The organism is Streptomyces violaceus (assembly GCF_036014075.1).
Classification (GTDB): domain Bacteria; phylum Actinomycetota; class Actinomycetes; order Streptomycetales; family Streptomycetaceae; genus Streptomyces; species Streptomyces violaceus.
Window position 1 is genome coordinate 102899 of record NZ_CP107911.1, and the last position, 14114, is coordinate 117012.

General features: G+C 66.4%; 11 protein-coding genes and 4 pseudogenes. 3 read left to right on the top strand and 12 right to left on the bottom strand.

Translation table 11 applies throughout. The features are described 5' to 3' along the window. Positions 1-57: 57 nt before the first annotated feature. The 10 genes and pseudogenes from OG542_RS00380 to OG542_RS00415 all read right to left on the bottom strand — a co-directional run bounded on the left by OG542_RS00380 (position 58) and on the right by OG542_RS00415 (position 7749). The gene (locus OG542_RS00380; protein ID WP_328407128.1) at positions 58-1011 is read right to left on the bottom strand and encodes a sigma-70 family RNA polymerase sigma factor; all 954 of its coding nucleotides are present in this window, start codon (positions 1009-1011) and stop codon (positions 58-60) included. A gap of 10 nt (positions 1012-1021) precedes the next feature. Next, on the bottom strand, positions 1022-2056 hold the full coding sequence (locus OG542_RS00385) for a hypothetical protein (RefSeq protein ID WP_328407130.1): 1035 nt from the start codon (positions 2054-2056) through the stop codon (positions 1022-1024). 232 nt (positions 2057-2288) lie between these two features. Beyond that, a complete protein-coding gene (locus OG542_RS00390) occupies positions 2289-3488 on the bottom strand; it encodes an NAD(P)/FAD-dependent oxidoreductase (protein WP_328407133.1) in 1200 nt (399 codons plus the stop codon). 402 nt (positions 3489-3890) lie between these two features. After that, positions 3891-4484, bottom strand: a pseudogene (locus tag OG542_RS40585) (Tn3 family transposase); the annotation flags it as partial. A gap of 37 nt (positions 4485-4521) precedes the next feature. Next, positions 4522-4803, bottom strand: a pseudogene (locus tag OG542_RS00395) (MFS transporter); the annotation flags it as partial. A 15-nt stretch (positions 4804-4818) separates the two neighbouring features. Next, the gene (locus OG542_RS40590; RefSeq protein ID WP_408057702.1) at positions 4819-5001 is read right to left on the bottom strand and encodes a hypothetical protein; all 183 of its coding nucleotides are present in this window, start codon (positions 4999-5001) and stop codon (positions 4819-4821) included. Then, positions 4982-5455, bottom strand: a pseudogene (locus tag OG542_RS40595) (transposase); the annotation flags it as partial. The pseudogene OG542_RS40595 and the gene OG542_RS40590, both read right to left, overlap by 20 nt. A gap of 219 nt (positions 5456-5674) precedes the next feature. After that, positions 5675-6055, bottom strand: a pseudogene (locus OG542_RS00405) (transposase); the annotation flags it as partial. A 506-nt stretch (positions 6056-6561) separates the two neighbouring features. Then, on the bottom strand, positions 6562-7206 hold the full coding sequence (locus tag OG542_RS00410) for a LysE family translocator (protein WP_328407136.1): 645 nt from the start codon (positions 7204-7206) through the stop codon (positions 6562-6564). 306 nt (positions 7207-7512) lie between these two features. Beyond that, entirely contained in the window at positions 7513-7749 is a 237-nt protein-coding gene (locus OG542_RS00415; RefSeq protein WP_328407139.1) for a hypothetical protein, read from the bottom strand. Between the two features lie 232 nt (positions 7750-7981). Here OG542_RS00415 and OG542_RS00420 point away from each other — a divergent pair, with 232 nt between their 5' ends. Next, on the top strand, positions 7982-8737 hold the full coding sequence (locus OG542_RS00420) for a class I SAM-dependent methyltransferase (protein ID WP_328417683.1): 756 nt from the start codon (positions 7982-7984) through the stop codon (positions 8735-8737). 74 nt (positions 8738-8811) lie between these two features. Here OG542_RS00420 and OG542_RS00425 read toward each other — a convergent pair whose 3' ends face one another. Beyond that, complete coding sequence (locus tag OG542_RS00425) at positions 8812-9135, bottom strand: hypothetical protein (protein WP_328407141.1); 324 nt, start codon at positions 9133-9135, stop codon at positions 8812-8814. A gap of 429 nt (positions 9136-9564) precedes the next feature. Between OG542_RS00425 and OG542_RS00430 the strand changes: the two genes are divergently transcribed. Together OG542_RS00430 and OG542_RS00435 are read left to right on the top strand one after the other, a co-directional pair. Continuing rightward, a complete protein-coding gene (locus OG542_RS00430; RefSeq protein ID WP_328407143.1) occupies positions 9565-10854 on the top strand; it encodes a tyrosine-type recombinase/integrase in 1290 nt (429 codons plus the stop codon). After that, entirely contained in the window at positions 10851-13331 is a 2481-nt protein-coding gene (locus tag OG542_RS00435) for a site-specific integrase (RefSeq protein ID WP_328407145.1), read from the top strand. The genes OG542_RS00430 and OG542_RS00435 overlap by 4 nt, the downstream gene beginning before the upstream one ends. 110 nt (positions 13332-13441) lie before the next feature. On the opposite strand, the gene OG542_RS00440 is transcribed toward OG542_RS00435, so the two are convergent. Then, on the bottom strand, positions 13442-14071 hold the full coding sequence (locus tag OG542_RS00440; protein WP_328417685.1) for a class I SAM-dependent methyltransferase: 630 nt from the start codon (positions 14069-14071) through the stop codon (positions 13442-13444). Positions 14072-14114: the final 43 nt, after the last annotated feature.

Genomic DNA, 14114 nt, shown 5'->3' on the forward strand with positions numbered 1-14114 from the left:
GGGACGCGACGGCACTATGAAACGCGGGCGCTGTGCCTGGCCGCGGTCGGCGCCGGCTCACCACTGGGTGATGAGCGGTGTGTCCGGTCCGTGCTGCCGCCAGGCTTCGGTGAGGCGGACGAGGCGGGCGGGGGCGGCGATGCCGCGCACCGTTGCGATCTTGCCGCCTGTGATGTCGAACGTCACGGCGCCGACAATCTTGCCGTCGGGCACGAAAAGGATGGCGGGGGCGCCGTTGACGAGCGCGTAGTGGACAGCAGAGATTCCGCCGGCAAGTCGCTGTTTTGCGGGTGTGGATTTGAAGCCGGCCCGTGCGATGGCGGCGATGCGCTGCGGAGTGTCGTACCGCAGCAGCTTCTCGGTCAGGCCGGCACCGTCGGAGATCGCGGTCGCGTCGTCGGTGAGCAGCGCCACCAGGCGTTCGGTGCGGCCCGAGGTGGCAGCGGCGAGGAATTCCTCGACGATCCTGCGGGCGGATGCCGGGTCGACTTCGCCGCCACCGCGGCGCGCGGCGGTGATGCGGTGCCGGGCCCGGTGGAGGTGCTGCTGGCTTGCTGAATCGGTGATGTCGAGGATCTCGGCGATCTCGGCGTGGTTGTGGGAGAACGCTTCGCGCAGGACGTAGACGGCCCGCTCCAGCGGTGACAGGCGCTCCATAAGGGTCAGCACGGCCAGGGAGACCGATTCACGCTGCTCGAATGTGTCGGCCGGGCCGAGCATCGGGTCGCCGTCGAGGAGCGGTTCGGGCAGCCAGGCACCGACGGTGCGTTCGCGGCGGGCCTGGGCCGAGCGGAGCCGATCGAGGCACAGGTTGGTGACGACCTTGGTCAGCCATGCCTCCGGCACCTTGATCCGCTGCCGGTCGGCAGCCTGCCAGTGCAAGAACGCATCCTGCACGGCGTCTTCCGCGTCGGCGGCGGAGCCAAGCAGCCGGTACGCCAGCGAGGCCAGTCGGTTCCGGCTGGCCTCGAACCGGCTGGTGTCGAAGCGATCATTGGCGGTGCTGTCCACGCGGAACACCCTAACTAGACGGCTGCGCTGCCGCGTTCTCGGCGGACCCGGCGGCCAGGCGGCGCTCGCGCCCGGTGCGACCGCTGGCCAGACAAAGCGCGACACCGAATCCGAGCCAGGTCGTGAGCACGAGGACGGAGTGGGTGGAGCCGTGGCCGTCGAAGAAGGCTGTGGAGCGCAGCAACTGGCCGCCCGCCCCGGGCGGCAGCAACTGGCCGAGCGTGCCGGACCAGCCCGGCAGCATCTCGGGTGCGGTCGAGGTGCCTGACAGGGGGTTGCCGATGAGCATCATGGTGACGGCGCCGAGGCCGAAGCCGGCGTACCCGAGCTGTGACTCCAGCCCGATGATGGTCAGGGATGTGGCGGCGATGGCCAGGGCGATCGCGCCGGTGTTGACCAGGTAGGAATCGTCCAGTGAGCCGAGCCAGAACTGCAGGATCGCTGCCACAGCCAGGCCTCCGGTGATCGCGAAGGTGAGTGCCCCGGCGATCTGGCGGGCGATGCCGCGGACGAGCCTGGTCAGTAGCAGCGCGGCGAGCAGGCCGCCCATGACCAGGGGCAGGGCCCCGGCGGCCAGGCCGGCGCCGCGGGGGTCGTCGGCCGGCAGGGCGACGATGTCGCGGACAGGGGACGTCTTGCTGGGCCCCTGCGCCTGACCGAGCCCCACCGCGACACCCTGCAGGGTCTGGGCGACCGCTGCGCCGGCGGCCGAGGCTGTGATGACTTGCGGAGCGCCGGAGCTGACGTCTACCGCCCCGTACACCTCCCGGTCGCGGATCAACCGTTCGGCGGCTGTGGTGTCGGCGACCTCGGTGATCGCGAAGCCGCCTGGCAGACGTTGGTGGAGCGCGTCGCTGACCTGCTTGACCGCGGCGGGCGGCCCGGCGACGGCGATCGGCACGTCGTGTACATGCGACCGCACCGACGGCCAGGCGAAGGCGGAGAGCAGCACACTGATGAGTGCTGTGAGCAGGACGACTGTCCTGGCCACCGTCGGCCAGGACGACGGCAGTGTGTCGGCTACGCGTGGGACCGGAGTATCCATGCGTCCTCCTCGGACAGAGAGATTTCTTTGCCTGGTGACGGAGACGTGCTGGTCGCACACCCCGGGGCAGCAGTGGCTCCGCCCGGATGCTGGTCCACCTCGCAGGTGGGCGGCCGGTATCTGGCTCAGTGCCGGGGTGCTCAGGCGCGCACAGGATGGGGCGGAGGTGATCCGCCCCTGACCCTCGAAGCGACTGGTGTCGAAGCGCTGTGGCAGCGCTTGCCCACGGTGGCTACGCGGCCGCCTTCTCTGCGGACACTTCCGGTACGGCGACCAGGTGGCGCTTGCGCTTGGGTAGGCCGAAGGTCGGGTGCGAGGTGGTCCACAGCGACATCTTCAGGATGCCCGCCTTGATCCGCGCGGCCTTCCTGCCGCCCACGTACTTCGGCTTCGCCTGTGCTTCGCCGTCGACCATCTGCAGGATCCCGTCCCGCCGCCCGAGGCTGATGTGGTTGCCGTGGTAGTCCAGCTTGGCGTTAGGGATCTTGCGCCCGGTCAGGCGTCCCACGATCGCGGCCGTGGCCTGCATGCCGGTGTAGCCGGCCGAAGCGCAGGACATCGGCAGCGGCCGGCCGTTGTCGCCGATGGCGTAGGCGCTGTCGCCCACGGCGTAGACGTTCGGGTGCGAGACCGACCGCATGGTGCGATCGACGACGATCCGACCGTTGTCGGTGACCTCCAGCCCGCCTGCGGCGGCGATGGCGTCGACCGCGAAACCGGCCGTCCACACGGTCGCGTCGGACGTCAGGACGGTGCCGTCGGCGCACAGCACCCGCGCCGCTTCGACGGCTTCGACGCTGGTGTGCTCCAGGACGGTGATGCCCAGCCGGTCACAGGCCTGGCGCAGATGGCTGCGTGCTCCGGCGGAGAGCGGGGCGCCCAGTTCGCCGCGAGCAACCAGCGCCACCGACAGGCTGGGCCGGGATTCGGCGATCTCGGTGGCGGTCTCGATGCCGGTCAGCCCGTCGCCGACGACCAGCACATTCCCGCCTTCGCCCCGCTTGTCCAGGCTGTCCAGGCGCTCGCGCAGGCGCAGCGCCGCCGGACGGCTGGTGACATGGGAGGCGTGCTCGGCCACGCCAGGGACGCCGTGGTCGGCGACGCGGCTGCCGAGCGCGTAGAGGAGTGTGTCGTAGCCGAGCTCGCCGCCGCCGTCGGCGTCAGCCACGGCGACGACCTGCCGCTCGGGGTCGACGGCGGTGACACGGGCCAGGCGCAGCCGTATCCCCGTGCCGGCGAAGACGTGGGCGAGCCGGGGAGCCTCGATCTCCTGGCCGACCGCGAGCTGGTGCAGCCGCAGCCGCTGGACGAAATCCGGCTCAGCGTTGACCACGGTGATCTCGGTGCCTGCCGGGGACAGCCGACGGGCCAGGGTCCCGGCCGCGTAGGCCCCGGCATAGCCGGCGCCGAGAACGACGATGCGGTGCTTCATGTGATGCTCCTGTCGGTTCGCTAGCTCCCTGTCGGTGACTTGAGCGGGACAGCGCCGCGATTCCTGACAGGAACTACATGTGACATGGATCACAGAGGGGCAGGAGCGGGCAGGAGTGTCGCCCGCCGATGCTCGCAACGTCGAGGCGGCGCGGATGGGACTCCGCGGGCGCGTGATGGCCACGGGCCACCGAACCTGCGACGCGGCGACCGCTTCTCCGCATCTGACCCTTGCCAGGCCGGCTCGGGTGTCGGACACCCAGTCGGTTAAGCCCGGAACTCCGTCATCGTGTCTCCGTTCCTGCTCGGTCGGCAGCGCGAGCAGATGTGCGGGGGGCGAGGCGCGGCGGCAACCTGTCCCAGGTCGAGCCGGGCCTCCATGTCCAGGCTTGAAGGTGCCGTACGGGTTGACGTTGGACCAGAACAGGGCAGTCAGGCCGCGCCGGTCCTCATCGGTGAGTTTCCTCGACCAGGCCGTTTCGGCGTGGACCTGCTGCAGCAACAGCGTGTTGACGTGCACGAGACTGCTCTGCAGCAGGTGCAGGGCGAGCATTGAGGTCTCGGCGTGCTCCTGGTCCGGGCCGGTCAGGGCACCGTCCTTGCCGTAGTGCAGCACGGTGTTCGCGCTGTTCCGGTTCCAGAGCCTCGCACTGCCGGTCTTCCACCAGCTCGACCGGACAGAACTCCACGGCCGGCCACTCGGCCAGCGCTTCTCGTCCGAGACCGTCGACGGCCGGAACCCCAGGGCCCCGCGGATCTGCGTGTCCGCCAGACCCATGGGATTGCGGGCCCGGCCGGGTGCCTGGCCCGGTAGAAGGTGTTGCGCCGCCATGGCCTGCCCGTCCGCGCGGCACGCAACACCGCAATGATGGAAGCGATCATCGACTCGCCGCCCATCGTGGTCGCCGAACTCGTCGGCATCGAGCCCCGCACGGCAGAGCGCTGGGCTGGGCCAGCTGGCGGACGCTGGATCGACTTCATAACAGCTCGACTTCATAACAGCCGATCAGATCTAGACCACTGGGCGAGCGGGTTCAGCTGCGCCGGGGCAATTCGGCGCGCCGTACGGCGTCGGAGGCCAGGGCGATGGCGACGCCCAGGCTGGCGAAGGCGCCGCAGCCGACGAAGACCGGGGCGGCGCCCCAGGCTCCGGTGGCGGCACCGACCAGCGGATAGCTGAGGGGCGCGAGACCGACCATGGTGAGCATGGCGACGGAGGTGACCCGGCCGAGATAGGCCGGGTCCGCCGCAGTCTGTATGAGGGCGTTGTCCAGGCTGCCGAAGACGCCCGCAGACAGTCCGATTACCGCGGCTAGGCCGTTTCTTCTGGATCATCGAGCGGACCAGATGAAGATGCCCGCGATGTGCAGTGCGGCCAGGTAGACGGTGGCGGTCTTGTCGTATCGAGTGGCAAGGCCGCGCCACTGCTTGAGCTTGTTGATGCACCGCTCGACGGTGTTGCGCTGTCGGTAGGCGGCCTTGCCGAAGGCTGGTGGCCTGCCTCCGGATGCCACGCTGTTTGCGCTTGGCGATCTGATCGGCAGGCTGAGGAATGACTGCTCTGATGCCCCGGCGGCGCAAGTGGCAACGCATGGCGCGGGAGGAATACGCCTTGCCCGCCAGGACCGCCTCCGGGGTGATCCTCGGCCGTCCGATCGGCCGGGGCACCCGTAGGCGAGCCATAACCTGCGTGAATGCCGGTGCTTCACCCGCCTGGCCCGGTGTGATGTGGAAGGCCAGGGGCCGGCAACGGCCGTCACAGGTCAGGTGGATCGCCGACGTAGAGGCCGACGACTGGGAGGAAGTCGTCGAGGTCAGTGTGCATGCCCCTGCTGGTGACCTCAAGGTCGAGTCGCTGGACCTCGGCCCAGACACGGAGGTGCAGTCTCTCAGTCCATCAGGGCCTGACTGGTACAGGCTTCGAGTCCACGCCCGAGGACGCGAGAACCTCCGCGACAAAGTGAGCATGGAACCTGTTGAGGACTATCTACTCGTCGTATGGCAGGATCCCCCCGCAGACCCAAGCATCCTTCGTTCCAGCGAATACATTGAGCTCCGGTTGCAAAGTCATATCCCTCAATCAGAATGAACGGAATATTCCGAGGCCGTCGCGATCGCCTAAGGGTTGTCCCGTAAACGATCTCCGAGCTGCCTCGGGCGTGACGGGCCGTGGACCGAGTCGCTCGTCTATCCGGCGTGGGCGAGGTTGCGCAACCGGGCAATACCGAGCATGGCGTGGTGGACTCCGTCGCCTTTGAGGCGGCAGTCGCGGAGGATTCTCCACGTCTTCATGCGGGCGAAGACGTGCTCGACGCGCGCGGACCTGCTTGTGGGCCTCGTTGTGCTCCTGCTTCCAGCCGGGCAGGGCTTCGCCCTTGCGCCGGCGGTGGGGTATGACGAGCCCGGTGACCGGGTAGCCGCCGTCGGCGATCGTGAGCGTCCTGCCAACGGCGGCCTTGGCGCGGGACTCCTCCCACGCTTTGCAGCGTTGCGGTTCCCGGGCAAAGGCCGGCCGACCACGACGATCAGCCGGGTATCGGCATCGATGACGATCTGATGGCCCGAGGCGATCGATGATGCGGTCGGCCGCGGACTTCGAAGCGATCGCCCTTAACTTAACGAGCCGAATTGTCGGTGCGGGATGAGGCAGCACGCGAGTTGGGCAAACGCCGTACCCAGGCGGTGCTAACTCTCGCCCGCCGACGGGTCAACGTTCTGCGGGCCCTGATCCGTGACGGGCGGTGCTACGAACCAGCACCACTGAGCCGAAGCTCAGTAGTTGTCACCGGCGGAGCCGGACGAGGTGGGAGAGAGGAGCGATCGAAGCAATCTGGTTGTCACCAGTGAGGCGTGCGGCTTGTCACACGAGCTCATTCAGCAGCCCTTGTGTCACCAATAGCGGAGACCCACGGACGGACCTCGGCTCTTGACGGCCACCAAGATCTCCGAGGCGGCCTGGGCGGGCGAGTGGTGGGCCGGGAAGGACGAGTTGTCCGGCAGCCTCGGGGGCCGTCAACGTCCCTTCCCGTCTCGGTGCTCACCACAGGACCGTGCCGCAGTGACGTGGGCCTGGCTCAGGTGGAGACAGCACTGCGGGACAGGGCGGTGTGCAGCGCGAAGGTGCCGAGCAAACCACCTGCCGTGAACCGTTGGACAGTCATGGCGCGGGGCCGGGCGGCCAGAAACCCCGACACCCGCCCTGCGCCCAGCATGATCAGAGCGTTCACCAAGATACCCACGACGATTTGCACACCACCGAGCTGGAGCAGTTGTCCCCAGGCCGGACCTCCCTGCGGGTCCAAGAACTGGGGCAGCAGGGCGGCGTACATGAGAGCGATCTTGGGGTTGAGCAGGTTGGTCAGCAGCCCCATCGAGAACAGGCGGGCGTCGGAGACCCGAGGCAGGTCAAGGGCCGGGGCGAAGGGCGAGCGGCCGCCGGGCTTGAGCATGTCCCATGCGAGGTAAGCCAGGTAGGCGGCCCCGGCAAGCTTGACCACCGTAAACGCCACCGGCACGGCGGCGAACAACGCAGACAGGCCCGCAGCCGCGGCCAGCAGATAGCACACGAATCCCACGGCAGTCCCACTTAGGCTGACCAAGCCCGCCCTGCGGCCTTGGGTGATCGCGCGGGAGGCGAGGTGGATCATGTTCGGTCCCGGAGTCAGCGCCATGCCCAGTTCGACCAGGGCCACTCCTCCGACTGCGGTCAGAGTGATCACCGGTCAACCTCCAGGTCGTTCGTCGGGTACCTGATACGGAATGGGTCACCCGGCGCAACGGACGGGTACGACGCATGGCGGCGCCTCCCGCTGCAGCATATGGCCTTGCCGCTCGGCACCTTCAAGCGCCCCCAGCTCCGTTCCTGGCCTGTCGACGACGTCAAGTGCTGGGCGCTCGACTGAGGTTGGAAAGGCCCCCTGTCACCCAGTCAGGGACCCTGCCGCCGCGGGACGACCGGTTGGAGGCTCTGCCCCGCTGGGCGGACGCCTTCTTGGCCCGGGCACCGGTCCCCTACCGCAAGCACCTCACTCCCTTCCCCCATCAGCCAGCAGCATCTGGTCGATCACCGGCTTGAACGGATCCAGCTTGGAAAGGCGAGGCGCGTACGGTTCCCGAGCTTGCGGCCACGCCGAACTCAGCGCCTTCTGAACAGTCCGCCAGCCCACCCGGTACTTGCGCTCCAGCGCCCGGTTCGACATGCCCTCGCGAGCGTCACGCCGCAGCGCGGCATACAACTCGACCTTCGACTGACCAGGCGGCATCGGCGGTGCTCCTTCACTGAGCACATTCGCCTTGCCATCGCAATCCCGCGAGTGACACTACTTCTCACGAACAACTTCCCAGCTAACCGGCCGGTGACATCCACTCAGACGGACAACTGACAACCCACAAACACCGTCAGAGCCATCCTTGCGAAAACCATTGGTGCCCGGCTTGCTCCGCTGATGGACTGACGTCCTACCGTGAGTCTGCCGCGTGACGGAGGTAGTGGTTGTGACAGGCTATGACGTGCTTGCCGAGGTGTACGAATGGCTCATCTCGGATGCAAAGTTGCCTCCAGCCGAGTTCGCTGCGTCGTTCGACGACGTCCTCAATCTCCTGCCGTCGAACGCTCACGTCCTCGACTGTTCGTGCGGAACCGGACAGTTGGCGGTTGGCCTCGCCGGTCGTGGCATGCAGGTTGTCGCAACTGACGCCAGCGAGGTGATGGTTCGTCGAACTGTAGAGTTGTCTGAGGAGTTCGGGGCATCCGTCCGGGCCGTACGGGCGAACTGGGAAGAGTTGCCCAACCATTTCCAGGACAACACGTTCGACATGGTGTTCTGCGTTGGCAACTCGCTTCACCATGCCGCGGGCGCGACAGGCAGAGGTGCTGCTCTGGAGTCGATGTCACGGCTTCTGCGCCCCGGCGGGCGCTTGGTACTCACATCCCGCACTTGGGAACTCGTGAGGGCCAGAGGTTCCCGGCTGGAGATCAGTGACCGACTCGTCCGCCGGAACGGTCGCGATGCCGTCGTGGTCTACCGCTGGGAGATTGCGCCGCATTGGGAGGAGGAGCACCACATCGAGATTGCGATCGCGCAAGTTGATGCGACCGGGTTGGTTCTTGTCCGCTCGGAACTGCTGTCCTGCTGGCCCTACCGGTACGAGGAACTCGAAGTCGAGCTGCACCGGGTCGGACTCCAAACGGAACTGAGCACGTTCGATCTTGAGGCCGAGAACTACATGGTGGTCGCGAGCAAGGTATAAACACCGGACTCTCAATCCCTGGCCGGACCGCGCGGTTGCTCGCAGGACGCTTGCGCCCTCTCATCGGTGCGGGTTCAAGTGGTCAACGCAACGCCTCGGACGAGGAGTGCTCGTCGATCAGACGGCGGTAGATCCGGGGTGACGGCATAGCGCTGTTTCCTGGTCGCGTCCAGATCAATGAGCGGGATCTCGTCGATCAGCAGCGTGAACGGATCCAGCTTCGACGGCCGCGCCGAAGCGGTTGCCGTGCGTGGCTGCGGCCAAGCCCAGGTCAGGGCCTTGTTGACCGTGCTCCAGGTGACGCCGTACTTGCACTGCAACGCCCGGTTCGGCATGCCATCGCGGGAGTCGCGCCGCAGCGCGGCATACAACTCGACCTTCGACTGGCCAGGCGGCATCGGGGGTGCTCCTTTACTGAGCACATCCAGCTTGACACCGCAACCCCGATGGTGACGTCAGAATTCGCGAACATCTTTCTGGGCCATCACCTGGTGCCGTCAGCTTTCACGAACAACTGACGTCACCAACTAACGACAGAACCAGTGCCTACCACACTCATCAACACCACACATCCGTGGAGCGGGGTGCCTCCCAAACTCGTCGACAAGCGACGTCACTGCTGCCTGATAAAGCCACCGCCGCATTCAGGGACACCACACGCTGAGTCTGGGTATTGGTCCCACCTGACCCAGCGCACGGTCATGGAGGAATACGACAGCCGCGGAACAACTGCACTCCGCCAACATCAAAGAGGCTCGGCTGGCCTGTTAACCGAACTAACTCAGCTGTCTTCGCAGGTCAGACCGGGTATCTGCTAGCTTCCCGATGTGCTTGAGGAGCAGCGGCCCGGAAGGGACCTGAGGAACTTTGTCCTGCCTGAGTCAGGCCAGTTACTGAAGACGGGAGATCCCTGGGAGCCGTACAGGGTGCTGGATCAACTCGGGAGGCCGGTCGAGCCCACTGCGCTGTACCTCAAGGAGCTGATGGCGAGGGACAGCTCGCCGTTGACGCCACGTTCGTACGGCATGGATCTGCTGCGCTGGTTCCGGTTCTTATGGGCGCTCGGGATCGAGTGGGACCGTGCGACCCGGGAAGATGCCCGGGACTTCATGTTGTGGATGAAGGTGGCGGACAAGCCAGAGCGTGTCCATTGGCGCCACCGCGGCAAGGCTCTCTCCGAGGTCCCACCGCCTCGCAGTGACAGGCCGGCGCCGGGGACACCGAATCCGGTGACTGGTAAACCCACGGTCGGGACCAAGTACTCGCCGACAACCCGTGCTCATTGCGAGACGGTGCTGCGGGAGTTCTACAACTTCCATCTGGATGACAACACCGGTTCGTTGCTGGTGAACCCCTTCCCATTGGTCCGTGGGCGCCGCTTGGCCCAGCCCGGGACACAGCGTGATGGTGAGAAGAAGCACCGGAACCGACGCACGGGCCTCTACCGGCCGACCGTTCCGCAGCGGGTCCCACGGCGGATTCCCGACGAGATGTACACCAGGGTCTTCGCCGGGCTCCGTTCTCACCGTGACCGCGCCTTGCTGGCCTTCTGGGTCGCCACTGGCGCCCGCGCCGAGGAGCTGCTCACCGTCAAGCAGGGCGGCGCGGTTGTTGGCGAGCAGACCGTCAGTGTGATCCGCAAGGGCACCCGCGACTACCAAGACCTGGCCGCCACGCCGGACGCGTTCGTCTGGCTGCGGCTCTACCAAGAGTCCGCCTGGAAGAAGGGCGTCCCTCGGGGCCGCCACCATCCGCTGTGGTGGACGCTGCGGCGCCCATGGCGGCCGCTGGAGTACGACGCGGCGCGCATGATGTTCAACCGCGCTAACGATCTCCTGGGCGCTAACTGGACCCTTCACGATCTGCGGCACACGGCGACGTTCCTCATGCTCGATGACCCGAACATGCCGCCGGTCTACGTGCAAAAGATCCTCGGCCACAAGTACCTGTCGACCCTGGACATCTACAACCGTCCGACCAGGGACGACGTCATCAGAGCCGGCCTTGCCCACCACGCCCGTCAGGAGAAGCGACGCGAGGAGACTCCTGTGCCTGTTGACGAGCCGTCCTACAACCCCGACTCCTTGTCCATCCTCTTCGGCCGGGACGCGTCATGACGAGCACTGCGACGCACGTCGGCTCGTCGAGCTTCGTTCCGCGGGTCACAAGTTTGGTGGGCGCCGAAGCGCTCACACTGATGAACCGATTCCCGCATCGGGAAAGACCAAGCACGTGGGAAGCGACCTCGATCGCGCGTGAAGAGGTCCTTGAGCGGCTGGCTCGCCCACCGCTACGAGCTGTGGAAACCAACGCCCAGGCGAATCGAATGTTCGGGGCACGTCTCCTGCTCGACTGGCTGATGACCTTTCCGGGAGAAACCTGGCAACAGCGCTGGCAGAAGAGCCCTGCCCACGGCCAGCACATTGCGTCGCAGGGGTGGAGGGATGCCTTCGCAACCTGGGCCCGCTCGGAAGGGCGAGTATCTCGCCGTGAAACGCTCCTCGTCGGGGTGCTGGCGCTGCTCTGCGCGGATGCTGTCAGACCCGACCCGGAATTCCTCATCGGGTCAAGATCGCGGCATCTTCGGCCGGCTCTGGAGACCACACGCGACCCCGAGGGGTTCGCCCGCTTGAGGGCTTCACTGCCGACCGACCTCTCGGCTGCGAATATCTCGTCCGGGCTGAAGACCATTGCGGAGATCATGGCTTGCCAGGGCGGCACTGTCGAGGACATCGTCGTCGGCGACCTGCTGCTCTGGCAAAGCAAGAATCCGAGCAACAGCAATGGACGGATCCAGCTCGCCTACACCTGGCTTCGCGACTTGGGTCTCTTTCCAGCAGACGCACCGCACACACTGTTCCGGATCTCGCGCCGTACCGGGCCACTCACCCCAGCGGACCTTGTCGACCGCTACGAACTGCAGTGCCGTCCAATCCGCGACCTCTTGGTCGCCTACCTCTCCCATCGGTCCGTAGGGCTTGACTTCACGACACTGCAGGCGCTCACGATCTCGCTGGCACTTCGGTTCTGGGGCGACCTGGAGCGGCATCATCCGGGCATCGACTCTCTTCGGCTGCCTGCCGAAGTGATCACTGCCTGGAAGGTCCGTCTGGCTACGAAGACCGTCCGCAAGCGTCTGCCCGACGGCTCATTTCGTGAGTTCACAGAGCCACGCCGGGGTGCAATCGGAATCAAAACCCAGGTCAGAGCCTTCTACCTGGACCTGGCGGAGTGGGCAGTGGAAGACCCCGGCCAGTGGGCTGCCTGGGTGGCACCCTGCCCGATCAGCGAAGCCGAGTGCTCGGGAAGAAAGGCTGACAAGCAGCTCAAGGCACGCATGGACCAACGTACTCGCGAGCGCCTGCCGGCGCTGCCCACGCTGGTGAAGACGGCTCACCGCCGTTTGAAGGAGGCCAAGATGCGTCTCGATGCACTCAATGCTGCTCCGCTCGGTTCAAATTTCAGCGTGCTTGGTGAGACATTCAGGGTTCCGCGCTTCAGCAAATGCGCTGACGGGCGCCCGATCCATGCCTGGGATGCGAAGGGCACCCGGCGCTCATTCGCTGGTGAGGAGCGCAGCGCATTCTGGGCGTGGGCTGCCATCGAGATCTTGCGGCACACCGGCATCCGCATCGAGGAACTCCTCGAGCTGGGGCATCACAGCATCGTCAGCTACAAGCTGCCCACCACCGGTCAGACCGTTCCGCTCTTGCAGATCGCCCCGTCGAAGACGGACCAAGAGCGACTTGTCTTGGTCACGCCGGAGCTGGCGGACGTGTTGAGTACGGTCGTCTCTCGAGTCCGAGGCTCGGACGGGAGAGTTCCTGTTGTTCGTAGCTATGACCACTATGAACGGGTCTGGAACCCGCCGATGCCTCTCCTGTTCCAGGATCGCTCTAGTGGGTACCTGCGTCCGCTGTCACCAGCGTCGATCCGTCGGGGACTCGACGTCACCCTGTTGGCCTCAGGTTTGACGGACAGCGCGGGTGACCCCCTCATCTTTCAGCCCCACGACTTCCGCCGGATCTTCATCACGGACTCCATCCTCAACGGCCTGCCACCTCACATCGCCCAGGTCATCGCTGGTCACGACCACATCGGAACGACGATGGGATACGCCGCCATTTACCCCACTGATGCCATCGAGGCACATCGAGCGTTCATCGCCCGGCGCCGGGCTCTGCGGCCTGCCGATGAATACCGCACCGTCACTCCTGAGGAATGGGGAGAATTTCTCGGGCACTTTGAGCGCCGCAAGCTCGCCCTGGGCGACTGCGGCCGCGCATACGGAACTGACTGTGCTCACGAACACGCTTGTGTCCGGTGCCCCGTCCTGATCGTCCACGCGACAGAGCGTCCCCGACTTGTCGAAATCCGCGACAACCTCCTCACGCGCATCTTGGAAGCCGAAAGGGAAGGCTGGCTCGGCGAGATCGAGGGGCTGCAGAGCAGCCTGACCCACGCCGAGGAGAAGCTTGCCCAACTCGACGCCCAGACCTCCCGGAAGCAGGAGTCTGTCGACCTGGGAATTCCTACCTTCCGGGAGATCGTTGCTCGCACCACTGCGGCGGCCACCCCGCCGGGGCCTGCGTGACTGAACGGCTGTCACTCCGGCGTGCTCAGCGGACACCGCCACAGAACGCGGCGCTTGGACGAGCTTCATCCACGCGGATGATCTACACCACCCCGGCCACGCGCCACGTTCTACGGGCGGCGGGCCAGCAGGTGGGTGTCGAGGAAGCCCCGCTCGGACGCTGGGTCGTGGAGCAACCGAGCCACCGTGACGAGTCCGGCCCCGGCCAGCAACTCGGCAAACTGGTCCGCCGGCCAGCTATAGGCAGGCGCCACCTTGTGGTCGAAGCAGACAGGCTCCGGCCCCTCGGTTCCGAAGAAGGACGCCAGGAGCAGGCCCCCTGGTGCCAGGACACGCACCTGCTCAGCGAGCAGCGCGGGCAATTCTTCAGGTGGGGTATGGATCATCGAGTAGTGGGCCAGCACTCCGCCGAGCGCGCCGTCCTCGACCGGCAGGGCCTCCATTCGCGCTTCGTCGAACCGCAGCGCCGGCTGGGCCCGCCGGGCGTGGGCGACCATAGCCGGGGAGAGGTCGAGCCCGAAGGCGTCCAACCCCAAGTCGTGCAGCATGGCCGTCAAATGGCCAGGTCCGCACCCGACGTCGGCTGCCCGTAGGTTCCCCGTGCCACGCACGAGCTCGGCGAAGGTGCCGATCATGTTCCGCGCGAACGGCTGCGTCTCCAACCGATTAGCGAACATCGACGCATACAGTTCGACGACCCCGTCATAGGCCGCCCTGGTTTCGTCCTGGTGTTTTAACACGGGAAGGAAGCTAACACCCGCGCCGTTCACGGCAGTTCTCCGG

What these genes read in the sequence shown, in the direction of transcription:
- OG542_RS00425 (WP_328407141.1), bottom strand. Translation starts at nt 9,135, where the DNA reads ATGCCGCCTGGCCAGTCGAAGGTCGAGTTGTATGCCGCGCTGCGGCGC.
- OG542_RS00415 (WP_328407139.1), bottom strand. Translation starts at nt 7,749, where the DNA reads ATGCCGCCTGGTCAGTCGAAGGTCGAGTTGTATGCCGCGCTGCGGCGT.
- OG542_RS00435 (WP_328407145.1), top strand. Translation starts at nt 10,851, where the DNA reads ATGACGAGCACTGCGACGCACGTCGGCTCGTCGAGCTTCGTTCCGCGG.
- OG542_RS00385 (WP_328407130.1), bottom strand. Translation starts at nt 2,056, where the DNA reads ATGGATACTCCGGTCCCACGCGTAGCCGACACACTGCCGTCGTCCTGG.
- OG542_RS00390 (WP_328407133.1), bottom strand. Translation starts at nt 3,488, where the DNA reads ATGAAGCACCGCATCGTCGTTCTCGGCGCCGGCTATGCCGGGGCCTAC.